28 protein-coding genes are annotated in these 25736 nt (G+C 72.0%); 13 read left to right on the top strand and 15 right to left on the bottom strand.

Annotation, left to right across the window (positions count from 1 at the left end; all coding sequences use genetic code 11):
- Window positions 1-80: 80 nt before the first annotated feature.
- From IE98_RS0136845 to IE98_RS0136820, 6 genes are read right to left on the bottom strand one after another with little or no spacing between them, the layout of a single operon-like run.
- Window positions 81-959, bottom strand: coding sequence for a TauD/TfdA family dioxygenase (locus IE98_RS0136845; protein ID WP_030276411.1), 879 nt, complete (start codon window positions 957-959; stop codon window positions 81-83).
- 2 nt (window positions 960-961) lie between these two features.
- Window positions 962-2077: a hypothetical protein gene (locus tag IE98_RS0136840; RefSeq protein ID WP_030276410.1), complete on the bottom strand. Its 1116-nt coding sequence runs from the start codon at window positions 2075-2077 to the stop codon at window positions 962-964.
- Window positions 2074-2676 carry a thiamine pyrophosphate-dependent enzyme gene (locus IE98_RS45420; protein WP_052391461.1) on the bottom strand — a complete coding sequence of 201 codons (603 nt, stop codon included), beginning with the start codon at window positions 2674-2676 and terminating at the stop codon, window positions 2074-2076. The genes IE98_RS0136840 and IE98_RS45420 overlap by 4 nt, the downstream gene beginning before the upstream one ends.
- Complete coding sequence (locus tag IE98_RS0136830) at window positions 2676-3152, bottom strand: thiamine pyrophosphate-binding protein (protein WP_159401171.1); 477 nt, start codon at window positions 3150-3152, stop codon at window positions 2676-2678. Before IE98_RS0136830 ends, IE98_RS45420 begins: the two co-directional genes overlap by 1 nt.
- Before the next feature lie 23 nt (window positions 3153-3175).
- Window positions 3176-4033 (bottom strand): isocitrate lyase/phosphoenolpyruvate mutase family protein, encoded by an 858-nt coding sequence (locus tag IE98_RS0136825; protein WP_030276407.1) that lies wholly within the window; start codon window positions 4031-4033, stop codon window positions 3176-3178.
- Window positions 4034-4049: 16 nt separating this feature from the next.
- The gene (locus IE98_RS0136820) at window positions 4050-5180 is read right to left on the bottom strand and encodes a hypothetical protein (protein ID WP_159401170.1); all 1131 of its coding nucleotides are present in this window, start codon (window positions 5178-5180) and stop codon (window positions 4050-4052) included.
- Window positions 5181-5298: 118 nt separating this feature from the next.
- On the opposite strand from IE98_RS0136820, the gene IE98_RS0136815 reads away from it, so the two are divergent.
- A complete protein-coding gene (locus IE98_RS0136815; RefSeq protein ID WP_234443820.1) occupies window positions 5299-6645 on the top strand; it encodes a helix-turn-helix domain-containing protein in 1347 nt (448 codons plus the stop codon).
- A gap of 244 nt (window positions 6646-6889) precedes the next feature.
- Here the strand turns inward: IE98_RS0136815 and IE98_RS0136810 are convergent, their stop codons facing one another.
- Window positions 6890-7501, bottom strand: a complete 612-nt coding sequence (locus tag IE98_RS0136810; RefSeq protein ID WP_030276402.1) for an HU family DNA-binding protein — start codon at window positions 7499-7501, stop codon at window positions 6890-6892.
- A gap of 449 nt (window positions 7502-7950) precedes the next feature.
- Here IE98_RS0136810 and IE98_RS0136800 point away from each other — a divergent pair, with 449 nt between their 5' ends.
- Complete coding sequence (locus IE98_RS0136800) at window positions 7951-8412, top strand: hypothetical protein (protein WP_030276400.1); 462 nt, start codon at window positions 7951-7953, stop codon at window positions 8410-8412.
- Between the two features lie 157 nt (window positions 8413-8569).
- A complete protein-coding gene (locus tag IE98_RS0136795; RefSeq protein WP_030276398.1) occupies window positions 8570-9172 on the top strand; it encodes a hypothetical protein in 603 nt (200 codons plus the stop codon).
- A gap of 55 nt (window positions 9173-9227) precedes the next feature.
- Here IE98_RS0136795 and IE98_RS0136790 read toward each other — a convergent pair whose 3' ends face one another.
- Window positions 9228-9470, bottom strand: a complete 243-nt coding sequence (locus tag IE98_RS0136790; protein WP_030276396.1) for a hypothetical protein — start codon at window positions 9468-9470, stop codon at window positions 9228-9230.
- 333 nt (window positions 9471-9803) lie between these two features.
- Here IE98_RS0136790 and IE98_RS0136785 point away from each other — a divergent pair, with 333 nt between their 5' ends.
- From IE98_RS0136785 to IE98_RS0136745, 8 genes are all read left to right on the top strand, one after another.
- Window positions 9804-10235 carry a hypothetical protein gene (locus IE98_RS0136785; RefSeq protein WP_030276393.1) on the top strand — a complete coding sequence of 144 codons (432 nt, stop codon included), beginning with the start codon at window positions 9804-9806 and terminating at the stop codon, window positions 10233-10235.
- Window positions 10236-10351: 116 nt separating this feature from the next.
- Window positions 10352-10552, top strand: a complete 201-nt coding sequence (locus IE98_RS47235) for a hypothetical protein (protein WP_078661602.1) — start codon at window positions 10352-10354, stop codon at window positions 10550-10552.
- Between the two features lie 152 nt (window positions 10553-10704).
- Window positions 10705-11385: an HNH endonuclease family protein gene (locus IE98_RS0136780; protein WP_030276391.1), complete on the top strand. Its 681-nt coding sequence runs from the start codon at window positions 10705-10707 to the stop codon at window positions 11383-11385.
- A gap of 65 nt (window positions 11386-11450) precedes the next feature.
- Window positions 11451-12656, top strand: a complete 1206-nt coding sequence (locus IE98_RS0136775) for an ABC-three component system protein (protein WP_030276388.1) — start codon at window positions 11451-11453, stop codon at window positions 12654-12656.
- Window positions 12649-13128: a three component ABC system middle component gene (locus tag IE98_RS0136770; protein WP_030276386.1), complete on the top strand. Its 480-nt coding sequence runs from the start codon at window positions 12649-12651 to the stop codon at window positions 13126-13128. The genes IE98_RS0136775 and IE98_RS0136770 overlap by 8 nt, the downstream gene beginning before the upstream one ends.
- Window positions 13129-13131: 3 nt before the next feature.
- A complete protein-coding gene (locus IE98_RS51460) occupies window positions 13132-15090 on the top strand; it encodes a DUF3732 domain-containing protein (protein WP_030276385.1) in 1959 nt (652 codons plus the stop codon).
- A 655-nt stretch (window positions 15091-15745) separates the two neighbouring features.
- Window positions 15746-16849 (top strand): hypothetical protein, encoded by a 1104-nt coding sequence (locus IE98_RS43660; protein WP_043175996.1) that lies wholly within the window; start codon window positions 15746-15748, stop codon window positions 16847-16849.
- Between the two features lie 415 nt (window positions 16850-17264).
- Window positions 17265-17792 (top strand): hypothetical protein, encoded by a 528-nt coding sequence (locus IE98_RS0136745; protein ID WP_030276382.1) that lies wholly within the window; start codon window positions 17265-17267, stop codon window positions 17790-17792.
- 23 nt (window positions 17793-17815) lie between these two features.
- Here the strand turns inward: IE98_RS0136745 and IE98_RS0136740 are convergent, their stop codons facing one another.
- From IE98_RS0136740 to IE98_RS52405, 5 genes are all read right to left on the bottom strand, one after another.
- Window positions 17816-18055: a DUF6296 family protein gene (locus tag IE98_RS0136740; protein ID WP_159401169.1), complete on the bottom strand. Its 240-nt coding sequence runs from the start codon at window positions 18053-18055 to the stop codon at window positions 17816-17818.
- 167 nt (window positions 18056-18222) lie between these two features.
- Window positions 18223-18639: a hypothetical protein gene (locus IE98_RS0136735; RefSeq protein ID WP_030276380.1), complete on the bottom strand. Its 417-nt coding sequence runs from the start codon at window positions 18637-18639 to the stop codon at window positions 18223-18225.
- Between the two features lie 377 nt (window positions 18640-19016).
- Window positions 19017-19337: a hypothetical protein gene (locus IE98_RS0136730; protein WP_030276378.1), complete on the bottom strand. Its 321-nt coding sequence runs from the start codon at window positions 19335-19337 to the stop codon at window positions 19017-19019.
- Window positions 19338-19522: 185 nt separating this feature from the next.
- Complete coding sequence (locus IE98_RS0136725) at window positions 19523-19705, bottom strand: hypothetical protein (RefSeq protein ID WP_030276376.1); 183 nt, start codon at window positions 19703-19705, stop codon at window positions 19523-19525.
- A 352-nt stretch (window positions 19706-20057) separates the two neighbouring features.
- Window positions 20058-20726 carry a transglycosylase family protein gene (locus IE98_RS52405; protein WP_052391460.1) on the bottom strand — a complete coding sequence of 223 codons (669 nt, stop codon included), beginning with the start codon at window positions 20724-20726 and terminating at the stop codon, window positions 20058-20060.
- Between the two features lie 465 nt (window positions 20727-21191).
- On the opposite strand from IE98_RS52405, the gene IE98_RS0136715 reads away from it, so the two are divergent.
- Window positions 21192-21770 (top strand): hypothetical protein, encoded by a 579-nt coding sequence (locus IE98_RS0136715; protein WP_030276372.1) that lies wholly within the window; start codon window positions 21192-21194, stop codon window positions 21768-21770.
- 36 nt (window positions 21771-21806) lie between these two features.
- On the opposite strand, the gene IE98_RS0136710 is transcribed toward IE98_RS0136715, so the two are convergent.
- Entirely contained in the window at window positions 21807-22793 is a 987-nt protein-coding gene (locus tag IE98_RS0136710; protein WP_234443818.1) for a hypothetical protein, read from the bottom strand.
- Window positions 22794-23658: 865 nt separating this feature from the next.
- Between IE98_RS0136710 and IE98_RS0136705 the strand changes: the two genes are divergently transcribed.
- Window positions 23659-24471, top strand: coding sequence for a hypothetical protein (locus IE98_RS0136705; RefSeq protein WP_030276368.1), 813 nt, complete (start codon window positions 23659-23661; stop codon window positions 24469-24471).
- 94 nt (window positions 24472-24565) lie between these two features.
- Here IE98_RS0136705 and IE98_RS0136700 read toward each other — a convergent pair whose 3' ends face one another.
- Window positions 24566-25543: a DUF4238 domain-containing protein gene (locus IE98_RS0136700; RefSeq protein WP_030276367.1), complete on the bottom strand. Its 978-nt coding sequence runs from the start codon at window positions 25541-25543 to the stop codon at window positions 24566-24568.
- Between the last annotated feature and the right edge of the window lie 193 nt (window positions 25544-25736).

Raw genomic sequence — 25736 nt, 5'->3', positions numbered from 1 at the left:
CCCCGGGCATCGGACGGATGCGGCGGTGCGCCGCGGCAGCAGGGGCTGCTACGGCGCACCGCCCATTTGGTGTTGGTCGGTCAGGCGACGGTGGCGGACCACAGTTCGCGGGGGTTGGTCCCGTCGGGGCCGGTGGCGGGCAGGGGCAGGCGGCCGTGGCCGAACCGGTTGTTGTCCAGGATGAGCAGCTGGCCCTGCTGCAGCAGGTGGAGGTAGCGGATGGCCGGGTCGTTGGCCGCCTGCGCGAAGCGCTCCAGTGCTGCGAGGTAGTCGGTCGTCAGCTGTGCGCCGAGACCCATGCCGGGCAGCTGGTCGCGGATCACGAGGGAGAACCGGGCGCCGAGGTCGTCCGGGCCGGTGGAGTCCGGCAGCGGGTAGAGCAGCGGCAGGTCGGACAGCTCGCTGTCCACGTACTTCGCGGTGATGCGGATCGGGGTGTCGATGAGGAGGGCGAGGTCGCGCTCGGCGGTGGCGGGGAACAGCTCGCGGTGGCGGGCGACGGCGTCGGCCCAGCGCACCGCGGTCGACTCGCCGGCCCGGCCGGGGGCGCCGGGCCAGCCGGCCCGGGCCATCAGCATGGCGGTGTAGGCGGGGCGCTGCTTGGCGAAGGCCCGGCCGGAGTGGGCGGTCAGCGGGCCGCCCGCCTCCTGGACGCGGGCGCCGCCCGGTCGGCAGCGCACCACGTTGATCTTCGGGTGGAGGCGGTAGGCGGCGGAGTCGGATCCGGCGCCGTAGTTGTCGAGCGGCTCGCCGAGCTGGGCGAGGAAGTCGACGTACAGGTGCGGGTCGTCGGTGGGGAAGTGCTTGACGAGGGCGGCGTGGCTGGCCGCGAGGCGGGCCTTGACCCGGTCGAGGACGTTGGTCGGGTTGGTGCGGATCTCCTTGGCGCAGATCGGCTCGCCGAACAGTCCGGCGGCGGACCTGCCGAGGGCGGGGTCGGCGGCGGGGGTGTGGGGCATGGTCAGTTCCCTTCGCTGGTCGGGGCGTGGGTGGCCCGGGCACGGCGGGCGGTGAGAGCGTGCCGGGTGGTGAGGGCATCGAGGTAGGCGGTGAGGGTGTCGTCGGCGGTGTCCGTGAGGAGCGGGGTGCGGGAGCCGAGCAGGTGCTGGACGCGGGTGGTGAACGTGGCGGGGTTGCGGGTGTAGGCGGGCGCGTAGGTGACGGGCAGGTGGCCGAGGCCTGCCTGGCGCAGGAAGGCGTCGACGCCAAGCGCCCCGGTGGCGTCCGAGCACACGCACAGCACGTCCGCGATGCGCCCGCTCAGGCCGGGCTGGCGCAGGAAGGTGTCGTTGTTGCCCCACACCAGGTCGCCGCCGAGCTCGACGAGCACGAGATCCGGGCGGTGCTCCTCGGCGTAGCCCAGGCAGCGCTGGATGTGGATCTCGTATCGGATGGGGTCGGTGTAGGAGGACGGCAGGCCGCAGTCGACCAGGTCGTAGCCGGCGATCGCCCCGGCCTGCCGGTGGGCCAGGGAGTCGGCGATGCCGCCGGATCCGGTCGGCTTGACGGCGACGACGCGCAGCCCGGCCCGGGTCAGGTGCCGGATGATCCGGCCGGCGAGGGTGGTCTTGCCGACCTCGGCGGCGGTGCCGGCCACCACGAGCAGCTTCGCCCCGGGGCCCCGCAGGGCGGTGGGCGTGCGCGACAGCTGGGACAGGTTCAGCTTCCCGAGGCGGGTGTGGACCAGGCCGATCGCCTCGACGGTCCCGGCGGCCTGCTGGCCGAGCCGGTTGCCCGGCTCCGGTGACCAGTCCAGCACGCCGATGAGGCCGGACTGCCCGCCGAGCCAGGCCAGCTGGCTGCCGGCCGCGATCGGCAGGCCGCCGCGCGGGATCCGGCCGCAGGCGTGGGTGGTGGAGTCCCGGTTGGCCAGGACGCCCAGCAGCACGGTGCCCGCCGTGACCGGGTGCCGCTCCTCCCGGAAGTCGACCAGCGCGCTCACACCGCCCGCCTCGACGACGCGCACCGCGATCACGTCGCCCTCCACACCGGTGCCGCCGGCGATCTCGCAGCCGTACGGGCCCAGCTCGGCGCGGATCGTCGTCGCCTGCAGCGCCTCGAGCGCATCCAGCCTCACCGCTGGTCCTCCCGGTCGGCGGCGGCCTGCCGGGCGAGCGCCTCGGTGTAGTCGCGGGTGCGGAACGGGGAGCGGTCGGGCGGGGCGCCGGTGCCGTCCTCGACGGCGTAGATCAGGCTCGGGCCGGGCAGCGCGAGGGCCCGCTCCAGGCAGCCGGCGAGCTGTTCGGTGGTGATGGCGGTGAACGCCTGCCGGTAGTCGAGCGCCGCGGCGGCGGTCAGGGCGTCGGTGCGGGCCGGGACCTTCTGGCCGCCGGTGGACCGGTAGACGCCGTTGCAGGAGACGACGTGCACCAGGGGCAGGGCGTGGGCGCCGACGAGCTGCGCGCAGCCCCAGCCCATCTGGTGGTTGCCGTCGCCCTCGAGGACGATCGCGCCGCACGGGCCGGACGGGCCGGATGGGCCGGCGGCCATGACGTATCCGGCGGCGACGCCGGTGGCCAGTCCCATGCCGCCCTGGAGCGGCAGGACGCGGTCCCGGCCGGGTGCGGTGAGCGCCATGACCTCCCGGCACAGGAAGCCGTTGCTGACGAACAGCGGCAGCCGGCGGGTGCGGGCCGCGTGCAGGACAGCGGCGGCGATGGTGTGGCGGGGCGCCATCAGTGCAGACCTCCGGGCTGGATCAGCAGGGCGCAGTGCCTGCCGGTGTCGCGGTGGGCGGAGAACCAGGTGTCGAGGTCGCCCGTCCGATCGGGGGTGGACCAGGCGACGCCCAGGCCGGTGAGAAAGTCGGTGGTGCGCTCGCCGGTGACGGTGTGGTGGGGGAGCCGGTCGGTGCCGGTGCCCGCCCAGCCGACCAGCAGGGCCAGCGGCACTGCGGCGTCGGCGGCGAGGGAGGTGAGCGCGTCGCCGGTGGTGAACAGGCCGGCGTTCTTCATGAACAGCAGCGGTCGGCCGCCGGCGATCGACATGCCGACGGCGGCGGCGACGGCGGCGTCCTCGCGCGGGGCGAGGTGGACGGGCATCGCCTGGTCGAGATGGTCGATCAGGGTGGTGAGGTGCGAGTCGGGCACGCCCAGGGCGCAGTCGAACCCGGCGCCGCGCAGCCGTTCGGCCAGGGTGAGGGTGGTGCTCATCGCGGTGTCCTCCCGGGGCAGGGTCACAGGCAGGCGGTTGCGGACCGGTCGGCGATCCGGAGGAGGGCCTGCACGTCGGCCAGCGGCGGGGCCCCGGGCGCGGTGAAGGTGCCGTGGGCGGTGAATGACGCGGCGGTGGCCTGCATCGCGGCCAGGCTCGCCCGCGACAACTGGTTGGCGTAGATCGCCAGCGCGAACCCGGCCGTCGCGAGCTGCTCGCCGGTCAGGCCCGGGAACGCGGTCGGCACGGTGACCAGCGGCCCAAGGCCGTGCCAGGCCGCGGCCGTGTCCAGCGCCTGCTGGCCGGTGGTGTCCTTGGAGTGCATCAGCACGGCATCCGCCCCGGCCTCGACGTACCCCGCCGCGCGCTCCAACGCGTCCGCCACGGTGCCGCCGCAGATCATCGCCTCGGTGCGGGCGATCAGCACGACCCCGGGGGCCGCGTCACGCAGCGCCTTGATCTGCTCGCGCATCAACTGCGCGTCGACGAGCTGCTGGCCGCGGTGCAGCGCGAAGCTGTTGACCTTCGGGTACACGGAGTCCTCCAGGCACAACGCGGAGGCCCCGGCGCGGGCGAGGTCGGTGCCGAAGCGGCGGGCCGTCGCAGCCGACCCGCCGGCGTTGTCCACGTCGACGATCACCGGCAGGTCGCACACCCGGCCCAACGTCACAACGACGTCGGCCAGATCGCGCGGCCCTAGCACGTTCTCGTCCGGCAGGCCGAGCGCGGTCGACACCTCCAGGCCCGACACCCACAGGGCATCGAAGCCGGCCTCGGCGGCCACGGTCGCGGCCATCGCGTTCGCTGCGCCCATCGCGCGCAGCAGGGTGCGGGATGCGGTGGCGGCGGTGAGCGCCGCCTTCAGCGGGTTGGTGGTCATGGCGGTGCCTTCCTGGTCAGGCGGCGGGCTGGTGGAGGTCGGGGTGGGCGAGCGGGAGCAGCTGGTTGGGCGCGGGGGCCGGCGTGCTGGGGTGGAGGGCACGCATCCAGTCGGCGAGGTGGTCGGCCCACAGCGGCGTCGCGACGCCGGCGCGGACCTGATAGATCGCGGCGGTGGCGGCCAGCTGGTCGGCGACGTGCCGTACGGCGCTGCGGTTCTCCTGCCACGTCCAGCCGGGCAGCCAGCCGGTGGGGAGCCGGTCGTTGACCAGGCGCTCGCGCAGGAACCGGACGGTCTCCTGCTCGGTGAGGCGGCGGACGGCGAAGCCCTCGCTCGTGATGTCGATGCCGAGGTCGACGACGGTGGTGATGCGGCTGGGCGGCGCGGCGATCGGCCGGCCGAACAGGCGGTCCAGGTCGTCGAAGAACACCTCGGCCTTGCCGTCCTTCGGGTTCCTCCGGGCCCAGTCGGCGGGGAGTGCGCGCAGCACCGCGTTGTGGGCGGCGGTGCCGTGTCCGATCCGGACAATGTGGGGCCAGGCGGCGGCCTCGATGCCTCCGCCATCCAGCGGCGTCAACAGGGTTGCGTCGTTGCCCAGCACGCGGAAGCCGTGCGTCAGCAGCTCGACGAAGGCCGTGGTCTTCCCCGCGCCGCTGCGGCCGAGGAACAGGCACGATGCGCCGACGGCGGCCTCGATGGCGGAGGAGTGGGCGAGGACCGAGCCCTGCCGCTCGATCTGTCGGCGCAGCGGGTACTTGACCAGGTAGTGCAGGAACGGCAGGTGCGGGTCGCCGGCGTCCAGCTGCACGGCGCAGATCCGCGGCTGGAGCACGGTGACGAGCGAGCGGGGCGGCCCGTGGTGGACCAGCGGCAGCCCGCGGGGGCAGGTGAGGGTGCCGCCGCCGTGCGGCACCTTGAGGTCCTCGCGGTCGAGGGCGGTCGCGAGGCCGCCGGCGGTGCGGATGCGGACGGTGGGGACCGTGTCCCGGCCGGGTTCGCCGATCCGGGCCCCGTAGGCGGCGAACGCTCCGCGCAGCCGCTCGGCCACGGCGGGGCAGTCGAACTCGGCCCGGACCCGGGAATCCCGGTACCCGATCTCGAATCCGGCGATAGGGTCAACTTCCCTGGCACCCTTGGGTGTTGTCATGCGAATCACTCCCTGCTGACCAGACGGTCTGGGATGTGCCGGCCCTGGTTCCCCGGCCTGGCACCATGAGAGTGACAGCGCGGCAACGCTGCGTGAATCGAGGGGAGTTGCACACGTCTTGCACACCCAGTCACACACGACCAGCAGCGACCGGACCACGCCTGGCGCCGGCCCCCGCCAGCCCGACGCGGTCGGCGAACGGATCAAGCAGGCACGCGAGGACGCCGACCTGACCCAGCCCCAGCTCGCCCGCCGCGCAGGAATCTCGGAGTCCCTGCTGGCGAAGGTGGAGACTGGCGGGAGGCCCGCTACCACGACGACAATCGCCGCCGTCGCCCGCGCACTGGCCATCAGCCCGGCCCGCCTCACCGGCGTCTCGGCCCTCGACGACGGCGAAGTCGATACCGTGAAGTCTCTGCTGGAGCTTGGAAGGATGGAACACGGAAGGAGCGAGAGCGACGTGCTCAACCGACGACAGGCGCTCGCCGCCGGCGCCCTGACCGCCCTCGGCCTGCCCGACCCCGACGCCGTACTCCGACGCCTCAACGCCCAGACCGACGCCACCGTCCGCGTCGGACCAGGCGAAGTCAACGCCGTGAGGGCCATGACCCGCGTCCTCGGCGACGCCGCCGCCGAACTCGGCGGCGGAACCGCCCGACAGATGGCCGTCACCTACCTGCACGGCGACGTCTCACGCTGGCTCCAGGGCCGGTGGACCGAGAACACCGGCCGCCAGCTCTACGCAGCCACCTCCGAGATGGTCCACCTCATCGGCTGGATGAACCAGGACGCCGGCCACCAGAACCTCGCCGAGGACTACTACAACCACGCCTACGTCCTCGCCGGCGAAGCGGGCGACCCCGAACTCGCCTGCACCGCCCTGCGCGGCCGCGCCATCCGCGCCATCGACCTTCACCGCCCCGCCCTCGCCGTCCGCCTCGCCGAACAGTGCGTCGAACAAGCCCGCGGCCTCGACCCCAAAGCCCTCGCCTACTACGAGACCACCCTCGCCGACGCCGCCGCCCTCGACGGCAACCGCCACCTCGCCATGCAGTACATCGCCGCATCCCAGACCCACATCGAACGCGCCGCCGACGCCCCCGGAGCCTCCTGGGCCTCCCACTTCAGCATCGGACGCTGGGCCCACCACACCGGCATGATCCTCGCCCGCCTCGGCGACAACACCGCCGCCGAAGACCACCTCAACCGAGCCCTCGACATCCACGGCCTCGACCGCCGCCGCTCCCGCGCCATCGTCCTCGCCGACCTCGGCACCGTCCGGCTACGCCGCGACGACCAGGACGGCGCACTCACCGCCTGGTCGGAATTCCTCGACACCGCAGCCGGCGTCCACTCCGTCAAGATCCGCGACGCCGTCGTCGACCTCCAAGCCCGACTCGAACGGCTCAACACCGCCGCCGCGAACGAACTGGCCCAGCGAGCAGCCGGAGCCATGGCAACCTGACCAGCACGCCCGACGACGCCACTGCGGCAACCACGCAGTGCGCTCCGGCCGACTCGCGCGAGCCGCGCCCATCACCCCACGCCGACCGGCACCGTCGCCTCATCCTCGGCGGTGCGGCTGCGGCGCCCCGCGGGTGTCCTGCACAGCATCAGCTACTGCCGAACGACGACGGCGTCCCGCGCGATGCGCCACCACACCTCCTGACGGCGCCCGCCACGCCCATGGCCCGGGCCCGGAGTGCTGCTCATGCGCTGGTGCGGCGGGTGGCCCGCTTGGTCGGCGTCGCCTTCTTCGCCGTCGCCGGCGCGGTCTTGTTGGCGGGCGCCGTAGCCTTCTTCGCTGTCGTGGTGGCCTTCCGCGCCGTGGTCTTCTTGGCGGTCACCGGCGTCTTCTTGACCGCCGATGCGGCCTTCCTGGCGGTGGTCTTCTTCGTGGCCGCCGGTGCGGTCGTGGCCTCGACAGCGGTGCGCTTCGCCGCGGTCCGCTTCCGGCCGGGCGCGGCCGCGGCTGCGGCGCTTTTCCCCGCGGTGAGCGAGCCCTTGGGCGCCTTGGCCGTGGCCGGGCCGGACTTGGGCAGCTTCTTCGCGCCCGAGACCAGGTCCTTGAACCCCTGGCCCGGGCGGAAGCGCGCCACGCTGGTCTTCTTGACCCGCACGCGCTCGCCGGTCTGCGGGTTGCGGGCCATACGCCCGGCCCGCTCGACCTTCTCCAGCGTGCCGAAGCCGGTGACTTGCACCCGCTCCCCGGCCACGACCGCCCGCACCATGACGTCGAGGACCGCGTCCACGGCCTCCTCCGCCGCGGCACGGCTACCGAGCTGCCCGGCCACCGCCTCGACCAGCTGTCCCTTGTTCATGACGAAGACTCCAAAACACCATCGGGAACGGGTTTGTCCTAGTTCATCCCCAACATAGGGGCCGCCCAGGGCCTCCGCCCGCGCAGCAGAGCCGCCCACCACCCCTCAATCCCCGGCCGTCGCACGCCCGCGGCCGGACCGGCAGTGCGCAGGTGCCCGTCGGGCACGCGGCCGCAAGAGGCCGGCCGTCGCTTGAAGAAGCTCGCCGCCGTCGAACGGCTCGAAGCCCGCGGCGAGCAGGTCCTCGAACTCCTCGCCCGCACCGCCGCCGGCGACGTTGCCGCCTCGGACACCCGGCACCTGGTCGAGTAGACGGCGGCTGCCGGCCAGGCCTTGGCGCAGGCCGTCAGCGAGGCCACGGGCGCTGCCGTCGTCGTCCTGCCCGAGCCCGGCGCAGCGGCCTGACCGCGAGTCCCGGCATGTCGGAGCGTCGGCGTAGGTTCGGCCCTATGGACGTGGAATCGCTGCAGGTCGAGGAGCTCGTGGACCTCGCGGTCCACGAGACGGTCATGTCCGGGGACGGCGCCACCGGCCGACTGCTCGTCTCGGAGCTGGAGCGCCGGGGCGAGGGCGCCGTGTGGCAGGCGGCGCTGTTCCTGTTCGGTGTCCTGGCCACCAGGCCGGTGTACGGCCTGCCGGAGCGCGCCGGGGTGGAGCGGCTGCGGCAGGTGGCCCGCGGGACGCCGGATCCCCTGACGGCCCTGGTGCTGGAGTGCCTCGCCGACCATCGGGATGCGGGCGCGGTGGCAGCGCGAGAGCCGTGGCGGCTCGCGCCCTCCGAGCTGCAGCGGGCCGCGCTGCTGCAGCTGCTCATCTCAGTGTGTGTCGCGGTCGGCTCCGACCACGGCACCCTCGCGCCGGCGCAGACTGTGGCCCTGGTCAAGGATCTGATCGTCGGCCCGGCGACATGACCCAGGTGCGGCCCAGCATCGGCCAGCTGCCGGCCACTGCGGCTGGTCAGGGTGCTGCCGCGAGGTCGAGCATTCCTGCCGATGCGGGCTCGCCGCCCGTGCTGTCACTGCGCACTGGCATGATGCGGTCGTCGAACAGCCGACCAGGAGGCCCCCCGTGTACGACAATCCGGTACTGCTTGCGAGCGCCACCCTGTGGTTTCTGCCGCTGCCGTACCTCCTGTCCGGCGCCCTGGTCCGGCTGATCGGCGGCCCGGACCACGAGTACCGCACTCGGCTGTCGATCGCGGCCGGCTCCCTCGTCGTGGCCTGGTCGGCGGCGTTCCTGCTGCCGATCGCCGTCGGAGCCCCCCGCACCTGGAACACCTACACCCTTGCCGGCCTCGCGATCGGGGCGGTCGGCTGCGCGGCGATCACCACGCTGCTGGTCCGCAGCACCCTCGGCGCCCAGCGCGCCGCCGCTGCCTTGGTGCCGCTCGCCGACCGCGCCACCGAGCTGTGGGCCGAGGCCCGCCCCTACGCCAAGCCCCAGCACGAGCGGGCGATCGCCCCGGCGCTCGACGAGGCCCGCGAGGCGATCGCCGAGAAGGACGGCAAGGACGCCGCCCGGCTCCTGCGCGCCGTCGTCGCCACCACCCGCCACGCGCTGAACGACTCCCCCGGCCGCGGCCACGGAGCCCCGACCGACGCGATCAAGACGCAGGCCGCGACTCTCCTGGCGGACATCGAGGCCTTCATGGACGCCCACGACGCCCGCTGAGCAGAGCGCACCGGTGGTCCGGCCCCAAGAGCAGGGGCCGGACCGCCGCGCCCTTTCAGTCCCGGTCGCCGGGCAGCTGCTCGGTGACCAGATGCCACAGCTCGCCCGCGGCCCACGATCCGGCGCCGGACAACAGGCGCCCGACCACCAGGCCGCTCAGCCGTGACGGGTCCCGCCACGCCGGGACGACCCGGCCGGCGCCAGCAGGCTCGGACGGCTGCTTTCGGTGCTCGGTGCCGTCCTCCGGCCGGCGCGTCGCCTTGTCGGTGCCGTGCGGCGTCCTCTCGGTCTCGTCCACGGTGATATCTCCATTCACTCAACGGGTGGTGGACGTCGGATCCGCCCCGGATGGCAGCAGGCGATGGTTGCCCTGACTGCCTCTCAGCGATCCGACAGGCCGGGACGGTAGGTAGTTCACAGCGCCGATCAACCCCCTGCTGGCACCGACTTCGAGACCCGCCGACACGTGGCCAGGGAAGGGGAACCGCGCGGGCATACACCACTCAGCGCGCGAATCAACTCCCGTGCGACCTGCGCCGATCCGCACCAGGCCCCGGGACCGGGGCGGTCGTTCGTCGGACTAATCCGGACGACCCGCGCGGCCCAGGGTCGGCGCCGTAGGCTCCGGAACGTGCCCTCCCTCGCCGCGGACCCGCGCCACAGCCGCCTGGTCGCCGTCCTGCCCCCGCTGCTCACCCGTTCCTGCCCGCCCAGGGCTGGCGGCTACGGCGGGGCCTGGGAAGTGCGCCTGGCCCGAGCCGAGGCCGAAGACCTCGGCGGGCTCGACCTGCTGCGCTCGGCGATGCGGGTCGCCGCCCGCTCGCTCGGCTGGCGGTTCGAGACCTACGGCGCCCCGACGCTCTACGGCGTCGTCGCGGGGATCGTCGACCGCCGCCCGGTGCCGGACGAGTTCGCCGACACGGTCGAGCGGTTCCGCGAGACCCGGATGCGGGCTGCCGTCGAGACGGCCGACCGGAACCGGGCCGACGGCCGCCAGCGGGCCGTGCTCGGGTCGGTGTTCGTGACCACCCAGGAGTTCCGGGCCGCCCTCGCCGACCAGTAGTCCATGCGCCGACCGCCCTCCCCGCGCCGGCCTGCTCGGTCGGACCAGTACCTCAGCCGGTCACCGGAGTGACGCTGCGCCGCTTACCCTGCTGACGGGCGGTCATACTGGCGGGCATGAGTGATGATCGTCGCCCGCTGGGCCTGCCCGAGTTCTCTGCCCCCGCTACCGACCGGCCGGAGGCGGCCGACCGGCGCCCGCTGCCGCCCGTGGACCGGGCCCTGTTCCTGCCGCCGCCCGGCACCGAACAGCCAGCCCCCGCACCAGTCCGCCGCACTCTGGCCGACGGAGGTCTGACCTTCTCCGGCGCTGCCTGAACCGAGCCCCTCCACGCCGCAGGGCAGTGACCGTCCAAGCTGCGGACACCGACGTTGCCACATTCGGATGACCACGATCGATCTGGCCGACACCCCGGCCGGATCCGCGCGTTGGACCGGGCGACCGCCCGTCACCACGCCAAGGACCTCTCGTGCGCATCCACGCCGCCCTCGCCGCCGCAGTCGCGGCTACCCTGCTGCTCACCCTTCCCGCCCACGCCACCACCCGCACCACCGTGGCTCACCGGGCGGCGGGGGAGTCGGTGTCGACGACGCTGTACGAGGCGATCGACGCGCTGCCGGTCGCGGACGAGGACCGCACCGGCTACGTGCGGACCGCGTTCCGGCACTGGGTCGACGCGGACAAGGACGGCTGCGACACCCGCAAGGAGGTGCTGATCGCCGAGGCGACCGAGGCACCGATGGTGGGCGCGAAGTGCGCGCTGGCCGGCGGCGAGTGGTTCTCCCCGTACGACGACCTAGTGCTGCAGGACGCCAGGCTCCTGGACGTGGACCACCTGGTACCGCTCGCCGAGGCATGGGACTCCGGCGCCTCGAACTGGAGCGCGAAGGAGCGGGAGACCTATGCCAACGATCTGGACGAGCCCCGTGCGCTGGTCGCGGTCTCCGCCCGCTCCAACCGGTCCAAGGCGGACAAGGACGTCACCGACTGGCTCCCTCTCGCGGCCTCCTACCGCTGCACCTACCTCGCCGACTGGACTGCGATCAAGACCCGCTGGGGTCTCACGGTCGACCAGGCCGAAGCCGACACCCTTCACCGTCTCACCGCCGACTGCCCCAACGAGCCGCTCACCCTGACTCTCGCACGCTGACGTCCAGTGGCAGAGCATTCTGCTGTTATCTAGACACGGAAGGTCATTTCTCTGGAGACTGGATCATGCCTTCTCCGGTCTCACACGATGCGTCGGCTTCAGCTCTCGGCTACCTGTACCAGGCCCGCTGGGCACTGTTAGAGCTGCTTCGTGGCGCGGTGGAGGAGCGTCCGGACGGGGCGATCAGCCTGGAGATGCACGACGATGTTGCGTGGGAGAACGGGCACCGCGCTGTTGACCTGTTGCAGGTGAAGTATCACCAGCGTTCGGTGCGGACCCTTGGGGACAAGGACGACGATCTCTGGCGCACCATCAGGTCGTGGATGGACACCCACCAGCCGGGTGACCCGGATGGGCCGTGGCTGACTCTGGTGACCACTCAGGCTGCGCGTCCCGGCAGCGCCGCAGCGGCGTTGCGGGGCCCGGTCAGGCGCCCGGACGAGGCCCAGTTGTTGTTGGAGCGAGCCGCTCGCGAGTCCGATGCCGAGAAGTCGAAGGAAACCCGGGAGCGGTTCCTTACCCTTTCGCCGGCGGACCGCGGCGTCTTCGTGCAGCGAATGCGGGTCCTCGATGGCGCCCCGTTGTCCGACGACCTCGATGAGGCGGTTAGGCGACGGCTGTTTTCCCTTCCGCCCGGGGACGGTCCCAAGAACGCGTTCATGCGGCAGCTGTGGGCCTGGTGGTACGAGCAGGCTGCAGCGATGCTGCAGAAGCAGATTACGAGTGTGTCCGTGGAACAGCTGCGCGGCTGGGTGGAGCACCTGCGCGACAGCTTCACCGCCGCGACACTGCCGACCCTGGTCGGCCGGGACGACTGGCGGGCCGCCCAGGACGAGGGCGTGGATTTCGGTGACCGCTGCTTTGTCCACCAGCTGCGCTGGGTCGACGTCGGCCGGGTCCAGCTGGAGAAGGCGGTCATGGACTACTACCGGGCCTATACCCAGGCCGTTCTGTGGGTTGACGACCACCTGGTCGCCATCGACGACCTTGCCCGCTACCAGGAGGATCTGGTGGACGAGTGGGAGCGCCATTTCGACCGGATGAAGCGGTCCCTGCCGCTGGACGCCACCGAGCAGGACCGCCAGCGGGCGGGGGAGGACTTGATGTGGCGCTTGCTGGACAGCGTCACCGTGAAGATCCGCGACCGCTACGACGAGGTGTTCTTCCACCGCGGGCAGCACCACTGCCTGGCCGATGAGGGCCGGGTTGGCTGGCACCCGGAGTTCGTCGAACGGGTCCGGGCGTTGACCGGATCGGTCGTGCATGCCTAGCCGGCCCGTCCGCCCGCAGGCGGTCGCCGTGTATCACAACGCCGCGCTCATCGCGGCCGTGCAGGCCACGATCGCCCGCAGGTATGAAGCCGACCGGGGAGAGCCGATGGTCTGGCCGCTGGCCACTGTTCTGCCGGTGCTGGTCCTGCACCGCTCCACACGCCTGGCCCTGCCCAGGTCGGCCAAGACCCACCTGGCGACCTGGACGGCGCGCAACCCGGTGCTGTGCGCAGGCTTCGGCCCCCGCGTGTCGGCGATGCTCCCGGCCATGCGCGAAGGCCTCCGCTTCGGGATGCGCCACCGGCTGCTCAGGATCGAAGCCGGAGCGGTGCGAGGCCTGATCAAACCACCACGCCGAGGCTCGGAAGGCGAACTGCACGACCTCCTCAAAGCTGCCGCCTTCGTGGGGCATTGGGCGCACACCGTAGATCGGCCTTCCACCCTCCTAGCCCTGCTCGGCGTGAGACCCTGAGCCGTGCAGATTCGCTCCGTCGTCCTCTACAGCAAGAGCGGCAAGATCCGCGAGCTCACCTTCCGGCTCGGCGAACTCAACATCGTCACCGGCAGCTCCAAGACCGGCAAGAGCATCCTCTTGGACATCGTCGACTTCTGCCTCGGCCGCGACGACGCGCCCGTCGCCGTCGACCCTCTCACCCAGACCGTCGCCTGGTGCGCCGTCCTCTTCCAGCTCCCGGACACCCGGGCCTTCGTCGCCCGGCCCATGCCCGGCAAGGGACAGAAGGAGGTGAAGACCGCCATGCTGGAGCTGGGGACCGACCTCGAACCGCTGCCCTACCGGCGCCTGGAGAAGAATCACACCTCCGACGAGGTCCGCCAGCAACTGGGCCGGCGCATCGGTATCGGTGATGTCCGCAGCGAGCCGCGCCCCGGTTCCATCACGCCGCCCTTCGCGGTCAACCTCGGCCACGCAGCGCTGCTCTGCCTGCAGAACCAGGACGAGGTCACCACCCGGCGCATCCTCTTCCACCGCCAGAGCGACTCACAGGTCGCCGAAGGCCTCCGCGCGACCTTGCCCTACTTCCTCGGCGCCGTGGGCGACGACCAGGCAGCCAAGCAGCAGGAGCTCGTCGGTGCCCGCCGCGTCCTGCGGCGCAAGAAGACCGACCTCAGTGTGGCCGAAGCCGCCGACCGCGATATCGACAGACGCCTCCACTACATGCTGGCCCAGGCACAAGCCGCCGGCCTCATCCCGGCAGACGAGCAGTTCGACAGCCGCGAAGTCGCCATGCAGACCCTTCACGATGTCGTCGAACGACCCCGCTCCACCCCCGGTGACAGCGATACCGCCGCCAGAAGTGCCGAGCTGGAGGCCCGGCGCTCCAACCTTCGTGACCAACTGCGCCAGGTCACCGACCAGCAGCAGCTCCTGGTCCGACAGGAGAAGGAAGAGACCACCTACACCCAGGTCGTCGCCCGCGGAATCTCCCGCCTGCACGCCGTGGACCTGCTTCCGGCAGAGGCCCCAGCGGATGGCCACGGCACCTGCCCGATGTGCGGATCACGCCTGGAGCACGCCGACACCACCGTGCAGGAACTGCACGACACCCTCAACGAGCTGCGCGGACAACTGAGCTCCGTCCACACCGTCCAGCCCAGGCGCCGGCAAGCCCTCGACCAATTGACCGCTGCGGCCGACCAGCTACGCGAAGAACTCCGCGGAGTCGAAGGCGCCCTGCTGTCCCTCGCGGAGATCGACGCCGACCATGCGCGCTTCAGAGCCCAGACCGAACAGCAGGCCTTCCTCCGCGGCAGCATCGACGCGCACCTGAAGGAACTCCGCCTCGCCACCGGCGACGGCAACCTGGCCCAGCTCCGCTCAGCCGTCGCCCTCGCCGAGCGCCTTGTCTCCGAGCTCCAGGCCGACCTCAACAGCGACGAAGTGGCCGACCGCCTGGAGCACGCCCTGAACGCCATCAGCGGCTCCATGACCGACTGGGCCCGAGACCTCAACCTCTCCCACAGCGACCGGCGGATCCGCCTCGACATCCGCAATCTCACCGTCCTCGCCGACACCGACGACGACGTCAAACCCCTCCTGCGCATCGGGAGCGGCGAGAACTGGGTCGGCTACCACCTCGTCGCCCACCTCGCCCTCCACCGCTACTTCACGCTCAACCACCGCCCAGTCCCCCGACTGCTGTTCCTCGACCAGATCACCCAGCCCTTCTACCCCTCCGACGTCGCCAAGGAGACCGGCGCCCCCACCGACCAGGCCACCGACACCGACCGCGACGCCGTCCGCGGCATGTTCAAGCTCATGCACGACTTCGTCACCGGCCTCGCCCCCAACTTCCAGCTGATCATCAGCGACCACGCCAACCTCCCCGACCCCTGGTTCCAGCAGTGCGTACGCCACAACTGGCGCAACGGCGACGCACTCATCCCCCAGGAATGGATCCGAGAGCACGCCTAGCCGTCCCGACCACACCACCGCTCTGCTGCACGGACCAGCCGGCCACGCCGACAAACCCAACGCCGCCGCTCGAACCATCCTCACCGCTCGACGCCATTGGCCGCCGAGGCAGGCTCCTCCGCACCGGCAGGCGCAGGCCTGGCCAGCCGCTGCAGCGCAGCAAGCTGCTCCGCCGTTGCCCCGCCCCGTACGGCCCGCCGCACAGCCGCGTCGTTCAACCAGCTCCGCACCTCGGCGAGCAGAGCCGGCAGGATCGGCAGCCCGTACCGGGCCGCCGCAGCAACCACAGCCCCAGCCGCAGCCCAGGGCGACGCCGAGGCGAGCTGTCCGAGAACTGAGTCAACGGGCACCTCCAACCTCCCGACAGCACCCTGATCGCCCAGACCTGCACCACCCGCGACCGCTGCGCCGCACTGGCCGCCTCGCCTCTGCTCCCGGCTTCGGTCCGTCGCCGCCGGCCCTCGCTTCCATCACCACACTGATCCTCTCCGGCGGCCCCTTTGACCGTCTCCTGCGATCAGGTAAGCAGCACAAAAACGCTGGTAGCAACGCCCGTTGACCGGTTTGCAAGTTAACGGCCACCTCGCTGGGAGTACCTCGACCAGAACGCGTGATCACGCCTGCAACAAGTCCATCAAGAGCTACGCTGCGCGCCATGAGCGAGGAGCCGAGAACCGGTACGGAGACCCCTGATCTCGTCGCGGCCGCCACTGCGGCCGGGCACAGCATCAGCGAGCGGATGCTAGAGACCTTCCGCGGACAGGGTCTGCTTCCTCACCCCACCCGGGCAGGCAACCGCGGACGCCGTCCACTGTGGCTGTACCCGCCCGGCACGGACGACCAGCTGCTACGCCTTATGACCTGGCGCGAGCACTCGAAGGACCCTCGGGTGCTGCGCGTGGTGCTGTGGCTCGACGGGTTTCCCGTCACCACCTCCGCCGTCCGCGAGGCGATTGCCGCGGTCCTGCACGAAGCGACAGCGGACATGGACCGCGCAGTCGCCAAGGAAGCCGAGCGTCTAGGCATGGACCCGGTGGCCGAGCGCGGTCAGGCCTTGGATTCGATCGCCGCACACCTTGCAGCCAAGCGCAAGGGAGGGATTCCGCGACTGGTCCGCATCACCGCGACCGAGCGCGCCGACGCCTTCGCCTCCCTTCTCCGGCTCTTCACGCTGGGGGAATCCGGCGATGTGACCGAGGAACACGCCCTAACCGTCGAGAAGGCACTCGGGGTCTCCCCCGGCCGCCGCCAGGGCTTCGGCGACGCGGGGCCATGGCTGACCGGTCCAGCCCAAGACCTCTTCGGCGCCGCCGAGTTCATCTCTGTACAGAGCCTGACCCAAGCCGTCGAGTCGACGACGGACGACGAGCTGGAAGCGGTCCGCACCACCGCTGCCGCGCTGTTCCAACACCTACCGATCGCGGCCCGGGCCATTGCAGCCCTGAGCGGAAAGAAGAACCATGCCGGCCTACAGGGGCTGGCCGCCATGGACGAAGACCCCAAACTCGCCGTCTTCCTGACGGCAGCCGCGCTGGGCTTCCTCCGCGCCGGATGGCAGCAGAACGTGAGCACCTTGGTGACAGCCCTCGAACGGTTCCCAGACCTCCTGACGAACCTGGCCAGCTTCCTCGACATGTCGCAGAAGACCATGCAGGAAAACCTGAGCGGCGAGCCCCCAAAGGTTGCCCAGCAGGCCGAGACCCTCATCCAAGCCGCCCTCGACGGCGCATTCGAGCCAGCACCACGACCACGGCCATGACCGGAGCCTGTTCGCCATAGGGGACGATGCGCACTGAACCTGGGGTAGACGCGTGCTCCCCCTTTGCTGCCGACCGTACGAACCACCGCTCGCACCCGCAGCCGAGCTTGCAGGCCAGCTGCTCGAAGTTGACGCCGACATTGAGATTCCGTCAGGTTCGGAGTTCCGGCCCCGCCCAGCGCTGAGGACCCCGGGACCCGTCTGCAGACTCTGGACGGTGCGCCCCAGAGTTCCAAGCGGGCCGCTTCGTCCACAGCGCCCGCCCAGATCATCGAGGAGAACCGCCAGATGCCGAACGACAGCACGGGCCCGGCCGTCCCGACGCCGGGGGAGGCCTACACGGACGCCCCCGAGCCACACGTGGAGACGGCGGCGATCCTGAACCTCGCCCGCGCCAAACCACGGCACCCCGCAGATGCACGACCGGGAGTGGGTGCTGCGCCATGCCGCGCTGCTCGACCGCGCCGCGCTGCCCGCGGTTGCCCCGGCGGGCGCCGGCAGCGGTGCTGTTGCCGGGCCGGGCGGCGGCCCGAACCCGGCTGCCGTCGGAGCCGCGATGCAGCTGCGCCAGATGGATCGGCACGGCGGCACCGGCCGCGGCCCGCTGGGCCCGGACGCGCCCGAATGGGACGGCCAGGACGGCGCGATCGGCTACCTACGCCAGGAGTACCTGGCCTGGCGCAGCGGCCAGCTGTCGGACCTGGCCGCGGTGGGTGCGGCGATGCGCGCGATGTCCGAGGTGACGGACGACAACGTGCGCTCGGGGCAGGCGGCTGGCCGGGGCGAGCCCTGGCCGCGCGAGCAGCTGATCGACCTCGCCCGGCGTCGGGTCGCCGCCTATGCGAAGGCGGTGGACTACGGGATCGACGCGGTCGCCGACCAGCAGCGCGCCGATCAACAACTGCGGGAGCTGGAGGCCGCTGGCGGTAGCGCCCGCCCGTAGTCGGCGGCCGGTTGGTCTCGGCTTCAGCGCATGGGTTGGGCGTGCACGGGTGTGTCCGGCTCCGGGCGGCCGATGAGGCTCAAGATGTGGACGAGGCCGCCTTCTTCGATCTCCACGCGGACGGTGCGGTCGGCGTCGGCGTAGATCGGGTGTCCGTGGGGTCCGTAGCCGGCCTGCTGCTCGACGAGCACGGCGTCCTGCTCACCGTGGGCTCCGGGCCGGCCGGGGAAGGTGAGCAGCCACCGTGACGGTGCGGGGGCCACCGGCATCGCGTCCTGTCCACCGCGGCGTTCCCGACCCTACGTCGGCGCGGGGCCGGGGTGGCGGGAGGCACGCTGGTGAGGCCGTCGCCCGCCGCTCTGACCTCCGCCGGGACGCGACACCGACGGGCAAACAACCCCCGCTCGGCGCACCTGGACGGCCAGCGGCATCAGGTGCCGGAGGCGTCGGCGATGCCGCGCAGGACGGCGTCCGTGTGCTCCCGCTCGCGGCGCTGTTGCGCGGCCCAGTCCCGCATCTTCTCGATGGCTTCGGGGTCGTTCGCGGCGTCGGCGTCCATGACAGTTGCCGCGCCGTCGCCGAGGTCGACGACGTGGTGCTCCATGGTGCCGCTGGCGGCGATGGCAAGGACGACGAGGAGTTCGTCGGTGACTTCCGGGGTGAGGTGGACCTTGTCCTCGTCGTCGAGGTCGAGGCGGCCTTCCCCGTCAGGTGCGGCGAGGACGGAGAAGGACCCTTTGACGAGATGGCGCAGGACCCGGAACTGGCCGGGGTCCATGCGGGCCTGCAAGGTTTCGAGGTAGAGACGGACCTGGTCGGCCTTGTTGGGAGCGGCGTCGTCGTTCATCCGGGCATCCTGGCACCTGCTGGTGACGCTTCCCAGAGGTTTGTGTCGCCGAGCGCCGGTGAGTGCCGGCCAGCCGCGCCGCCGTCCTCGTACCCTGGGGGGCCTGCGTCGTTGAACCCGGGCGAGCGCCCCGACCAGGGCGCGTGGCGAGGTCCTGCTCTCGTCCGCCCGGCACGTACACCTCCGACGGCGCCTGGCCGGCAGGACATCGCCCGCCGGGGCGGTCGACCGTACACATCGGCCGCCCCAAACCGGCGGCCCGCACCCGCCGGACGCCGCTGCCCTGCGACCCGCAGGGCAGCGGCCTTCGCATCTGATCAGAACCCGGGGCGCGGTGACCGTCAGCCACCTCAGCCGTTCTCGCTGGCCGGCCGGGCTCAGCCGACCGACTCGGCGGGTTCGGCGAAGACCGGCAGGACGTCGACGACGACGTGCGGCCCCTCCACCGGATGGGTCTCGTCGATGTGGAAGCGGACCATCCCGGCATCGGCGAGCCGCTGCAGGCCGGTGCGGACGATCACCGGCTGAACCCCCAAAGCCCGGGCGGCCGGGTACAGCGGGAACCGGACGGTACGGATCACCCGCCGCGCGTCGGCCGCGAGATCCACAAGCAGCCCCGCGATCCACCCGCCGTGCGGTACCTGCTGCGCCTTGAGCGTCCACGGCAGCGTCCAGTCCCCACTGTTCCCGCGATCCATGGCGACATCCCCTCCGCCCGGCTGCGCACCTGCGGGCTCCAGTGGTTTCGGCGCCGGGCCTGGCGGGTGCCGGGCGGCGGGCCGGGCGGGGTGGTGACACTCGAACGGCGCAGGTCACGGCCGGGAGTGCGGCATGCCTGGTCGGCGTGTCCGGATGGGCGGGACGGGCGGCACTGCTGGCGGGGTCAGTGGCCGGAGTCGGCCGGGGCGGGCGCCGGTTCGCCGGTCTCCGGACTCTCATGCAGTGAAGGCGCCGGCTCGTCCGGCGGTGGTGTGGTGAGGCGGTCGGTGAGGCGTTCCTCGAACCGGCCGAGCAGCAGGAGGGCGCCGAGAAGCGCCGGGGGCATGAACAGCATGAGCACGAGCATGTGAGCCTCCCGAAGGGGCGGTCACGGTTCGTTGGACCCGCTGGTCGATCCGCCTACACGCTATGGCCCGCGATGGATCCCGGCACCTCGCCGGTCGGCCACCAGGCGGTCACGGCGTCTCGCTCCGGCCTCTGCGACGGCGCCAATAGGCAGTCCGCGGATCGTGCCGCGGTCCGCGATTGGCACCAGGGTCTCCGTCGTTCTTGATGCTGCGGCAGGTGATCGGGTTCGTTGGCGTCGGTGTCGCAGGCGGTGTAGCCGTCGCATCCGGTCGGGCCCGGCCGTCACCTTGCCTCGCAGGGCGCTGCCGGGCCCGCTGTGCGGGGCCGCGGGCGGGAGCCCCGGCGGGCTGTCAGGGGAGGCGGAGGGTCTGTCCGATGAGGATGAGGTCGGGGTTGTCGCCGATGGTGTCCTGGTTGGCGGCGTAGAGGGCGGGCCAGCCGCCGGGCAGTTGCAGGGTTTGGGCGATGCCGTCGAGGGTGTCGCCGTCCTGGACCACGATCGTGCCGTCCTCCGCGGGGCTCGTCCCGTCGACCCTGTCGGGCTCGGCGACGGCCGCGCTCTGGCTTGCGGCCGGCTGCGAGGCGGTGGGCTGCCGAGCGGCGGGGTGCTGTGCGGGTCGCGGTGCGGGGATGGTGTGGTGGCCGGTGGTGTGGCTGGCGCGGGCGCCGCAGGTGGGCCAGGGGGCCAGGCCGCGGCGGGCGGCGAGGTGTTCGGCGACGGCGATCTGCTGCTCGCGGCTGGCGAGGTCGGGGCGGGCCGCGTAGGCGAGGCCGCCGTTGGCGCGCCAGGTTTGCTGGTTGAACTGGAGGCCGCCGTAGTAGCCGTTGCCGGTGTTGAGGTGCCAGCGGCGGCCGCTCTCGCAGGCCGCGACCTTGTCCCAGTCGACGCCCTGCCCGGCGGCCGGTGCGGCTTCGGTCGCCGCGGACGCCGCGTGCGCGGGGGCGGCGAAGGCGGTCCACAACCCGGCAGCGCAGGCGAGGGCGAGGAGTAGCTGCAGGATCCGGTGGGCGATGGACACGGCGGAACACTCCCCGAGAGGTCGGCGATCGGGCGGCCGGCGCCCCGGGGCACCGCCCTCCACCGTTGACACACCCCGCCGCCGGTGCCCGGCCGACATTCCGCAAGGGTCACCCGCCCGGCCGCGCTCGACCACCCGACCGCACCACACCCGTCCCGGGCCCGGCCCGCCCGGCCCGGGCCGGTTCGGGGGATGGCCTGTCGGTGGCGCGCAGTACGGTCGCTGCACGACGTGGCCCTCGCCCCGGCGAGCAGCACGGGACGGGGCCACGTCCGGTGCGGCCCGGCGCCCGGCATACTGCCGTCCAGACCTATCGAGGACGGCAAGGCGCGGGTGGTGACGGTGAGCCAGGACCAGGTGGCGGGTGCGCGGCCGTCGCGTCGGCCAGCCCGCAGTCGGGTGCGGCACGGGCAGGCGTCGTGCGCGGACTACGGCTGCCTCCGGAGCACGTGCCGCCAGGCCGCGTTGCGCGCCCGCCAGCGCCGCGACACCGACCGCGCCCAGGGCAGGGCCGCCCGCGTCGATCCCGCCCCCGCCGCCGTCCGGGCCGCCGTCCTGGTCCGTCGCGGCATGTCCGCCCAGGACATCGCCAATGCCGCAGGGATCTCCGTCACCCTTGTCCGCCGCCTGCTGCGCACGCCGGAGAGGCGTCCGGCCCGGATCGCCCGCAGCACCGCCGAGGCCGTCCTCGGCATCCCGCTGCCCCGGCGTGACCAACCCCCGGCCCTGGGCCGCGGTCTGACCGGCGCCGGGCCGGCGGCCGCGGTCCTGGCGGAGCTCGCGGCCTGTGGCTGGCCCGCCACCTACCTTGCCGCGCGCCTGGGCACGAGCACCGCGACTGTCGCCGCCGTCCGCAGCGGGTCCCGCCACCGCATCTCGGTCGCCCTCGACCGGCGCATCCACTCCTTGCGGCTGGACCTGGCAGGCTCGACGCCGACCGCGCAGGGCATCCGGACCTCCGATGCAGCCCGTACCCGTGCTTGGGCGCTGCGAGGACGGGCGGCCGGTCCGGCCGCCGTTCCGGAGGCCGCCACCCGCAGGTGACGGCCGGGTTGCTGGCCGACGGGCGTGTGTTCTTGTTCAGTCGCGGCGGAAGCCGCGGTGCGGGTCGCGGGCATGGCCTGGGTCGAAGGGGCTGAACCAGTCGCGCGGTGCGAGGTTGACCATGCCGAGTGCCTGGTTGACCTCGCTGCCGCCGTCCTCGATGCCGTCGAGTTTGCTGTCGAACAGCATGAGGACGTCGTGGTCCTCGAACAGCAGGTCCGAGCAGGCCTCCCAGTCGAAGTCGTACGGGTCCGCCGCCAGGCCCTGAACGGTGTCGGCGACGAGGCGGGGACGGTCCTGCTGGAGCTCCTCGGCCCGGGCGATCGCCAGGTGCAGGGCCATCTCCTCGCCCGTGCACCCGGGCACCAGGTCCCGGCCGGCTTCCAGGTCGCCGGCGAGGTCGTCGAAGGTGCGGGCCATCTGCCGGCGCCAGGACGCGTCCTGGTAGAACGTCACCCGCGGAAGGCTCGCGAACAGCCCTGCCGCCTTCGCGGTCAGTGCCTCGCTGCCCAGCGCCGCGGCCTCCGCCCACGCGGCGGCGGCCAGGTCCTCCAGCGCGAGGCGCAGCACGGCGCGGGTCTGGGCGGTCAGCGACCAGCCCTCCTCGTCGTCGTAGTCGTCGTGCTCCTCCCAGCCGTCCACGGTGGCCGGGTCGGGCCGGGTGAGGCCGCCGCTGCGGGAGCGCTCGGCCAGCAGCCGCTGCACGCGGTGCGCGGCCTCCTCGGGTGCGGCGAGCGCGGTGTCGATGATCCGCAGGTCGTCGCCGAAGTCCTCGCCGGCCAGCAGCGCCCCCGCCTCGTCGAGCAGGGCGGCCCCGGCCACGCCGGCTGCTTCACGGGGGAGGATGACGGCGAAGCCGTTGTCGGTGAGCCGGTCGATCACGCTGGACACCAGCGACGCCGCGACCAGCGGATCGGCCCACGGCCCGTCCAGCTCCAGTTCCTCGACCACCAAGACGTTGTTCGCCATGTCGACCGCGGCCTCGAACTCAGCGCTGAACGACCCGTCCGGGGACAGCAACACCGCCGACACCGCCGCCAAGAACGGGCTCTCGTCCCCCAGGCGCTCCCGCAGATTCCCCGCCTGCCAGAACAGGCCCCGCGCCGCCCGAAGGGCACCCACCCGCTCCCCGCCGGCCCGGACCTCCACCACCCACCGCTGCACACCCGACGCCGCCGGATCCAACAAACGGTGCACATGCCGGAACTCCACCTCCAACACCGCCGGATCCGCCACCACAACCGGACCGCCCACAACCCACCCCCACCTCACACTGCGCCCCACGGACCGGACCGCGACCGGTTCCGAGCCTAGGGGCCGGGCCCATGTATGCGGGGTCCCTCGATCCGGTGAACACCTCCGGTCTGGCGGCCCAGGCCGATCGGCTGGCGGGTGCTGCCGTATTTGGTCGAGTGGAGCGGATCTCCCAGGGTGGCACGGTCATCCGGACAGACCTGGCACGAGCCCAGCTGCAGGACCTGGAGCAGCCCCTGACCGCTCCGGCTGCTGCCGGACGCAGCTCCACCACCACGGTTGGCAGGGCTCGCTCCCGCCCGGACGGCGGGCCGTTCCGACGTTGCTGCCCGGTGGTGCCGTCGAGGCCGGGAGCATGATGGGTGAAGCGGGACCGCGAAGGAGGTCGGACGGTGAGGGTGAGCGACAAGCACACCCGGTGGGTGCTGGACACGGGCGGCTGGGAGCAGCACCCCGAGAGCCGTTAACCGACCGCCTTCTCACCCGGCACCGACAGCCGGGTTCGCCAGCGCGGTTGCGCTGCCCAACCTTTCGGCGCTGCGGCGCAAGGCCGACACTTACCTCAAAGCGGAGACATGAGTGCCTCGTTGTAAACCGCTGGGTCGCGGGGCATGTGGACGGCTAGCCTCCGTGTATGACGGCGAACCTCGACGAAGCGGTGCTCCTGCGCGACCTTCAGCGATTGCTGGAGAAGGTGCCGCCACTGGTAGAGCGCACCACCACAGACAGCTGGGAAGGCTGGACGGTGCACCCTGGCAGCGAGCTGGCGGCTGACGACGCGAAGACCGACCCGTTCCAAGCGTCGCACATGGCGCACCTGGCTCTGGTCGTCGCCGTCGACCACCTTCAGGCCCTGGCCGCCAGTTTGGCTGTGCAGCAAGTCGAGGACCGGCACGAGGTAACGATCCAAACCCATGCCCAGTTCACCTTGCTGCGCGCCGCCCTAGAGAATGCCGCACGGGCGTTGTGGCTGCTCGGCCCGACAACGCAGCTGGAGCGGATCAAGCGGACCCTCAACCTCAACCTGGACGACGTGAAGAACGCGGGGAAGATGGCGAGTGTGCTCGGCAACCCGGTCACCGACCTGGAGGCCCGCCAGGACCGCATCCGCGCCCTGCTTGCGGCGGCTGGCGTACCGCCCGTCGACCGGAAGAAGGCCCTGTCCTTCCCCGGCTACGAAGCAATCGTGGGTGACGCCGGCGCCCGTACTCGCATCGGTGAGACCCACGCCCGCCTGTTCTGGAAGGTCTGCAGCGCGCTGGCACACGGAGACCGTTATGCCACGCTTCAGGCGCTCGACCGGGAGGTCGTGCGCACCGACGGCAGGGTCTCGACCATCAAGTTCACCGGCTCTGTCGGAACGCTCGCGCTGATCACCTCTCAGGCACTGGTCATGACCGACCACGCCTTCGCCGTGTACATCGAGCGTGCCCGAGCCCCGCGCTGACCTGCTGCTCATGACCATCACTACCACTGACCTGCGGCTGTAGGTTCTCGGCGATCTCCCTCGCCTGGCCCGATGGCTGCGCGCGACGGCCGGGTCAGTCCAATTCCAGGCGGAGCCCGTCGGGGTGGATCAAGTCGTCCGGGGCGTGGCTGAATTGGAGCTCCGGTCCGCGCTGGGGGAGGAGCTGGATGCCGTCGAGGGGGTTGTCATCGGGGTGGTGGAAGACGGCTGCGCGGGCGCTCCAGGCCACGTGCTGGTTGATGAACCGTGCCAGGCGGGTTGTGCCGGGGAGCCGGAAGTCCGGAGCCGGGTCGTACATGATGATGGCTGCCCGGCGGTCCAGCGGCAGGATGATGGCCCCGGCGTTCGCCACACCGACCGCGGTGTGCTCGGTTGCGTTAGGCCCGGCGGCCAGTGCGACGGGGTGGTCCGAGGTGAGCAGGGCCCTCCGCTCGAAGCGGACGAGCACCCAGGATCGGCCCAGCAGTAGCGGGGCTAGGGTTCGTATGCGCTCGGGGATCGAGCTCAAATGGTCAATGGCGGGCAGATCGATGGAGTAGCTGGAGAAGTCGGTCATCTCCTTCCACATCTCCTCGACCTCCTCGTCCGCGACGGGCCCTCCCGCATCCCTTTCCAGGTGCCTCCTGAGCTCGGGCCTGCCCCCGATCCCGATCTGTATCTTCGTCAAGAAGTCCAGCGTTTCCGCCATGACCGCCCGGGCAGCCGGCCCCCGTACGAGCTGGGCCGCGATCCAGTGGGCCAGCGTGACGCGCGCCCCGGCAGGCAACGGCCACTGATCCTGCTCAACCACCAGCCGCAGGACCTTGGCGGCTTCGGCCTCGATCTCTCCGAAGAAATCCTCCATGGAGTCGTCGAGATCACCGGCCGCATTCCGGAACGAGTAGAAGTCCTTCTGCACAGTGGCATGGACAACCCCGATCGGCCGGCGCTCACCACCACCGACCGGGACCCGGATGAACTGCTCCGCCTCATCGGCGAACCGCCGGAGGTAGAGCTGCGGGACGGTGTGATGACGCCGCTTCAACTGCTTCTTCCCAGCCTGCTTGCCCATACCGGCGACGATAGAGCCAAGCCGGGCGGTGGGGCACTGGCCTTTCTCCGCCGACGGCGTCGCAATTCAGCTGCGGACCAGGGGCAGCTGCTGGTATTGATCCGAAACGGTAGGGGTTCTGGGTCGTTGAACACCGTGTGAGTGGACTGGTGGGGGACGCGCGGCACTTGTCGCCGTCGGCGCAGGAAGCGTT

It is taken from the genome of Streptomyces sp. NRRL B-24484, assembly GCF_000717715.1.
In the GTDB taxonomy this organism is placed as follows: Bacteria; Actinomycetota; Actinomycetes; order Streptomycetales; family Streptomycetaceae; genus Kitasatospora.
Note: the sequence above shows the minus strand (reverse complement) of the source record. Positions and strands in the feature narration are given on the sequence as shown.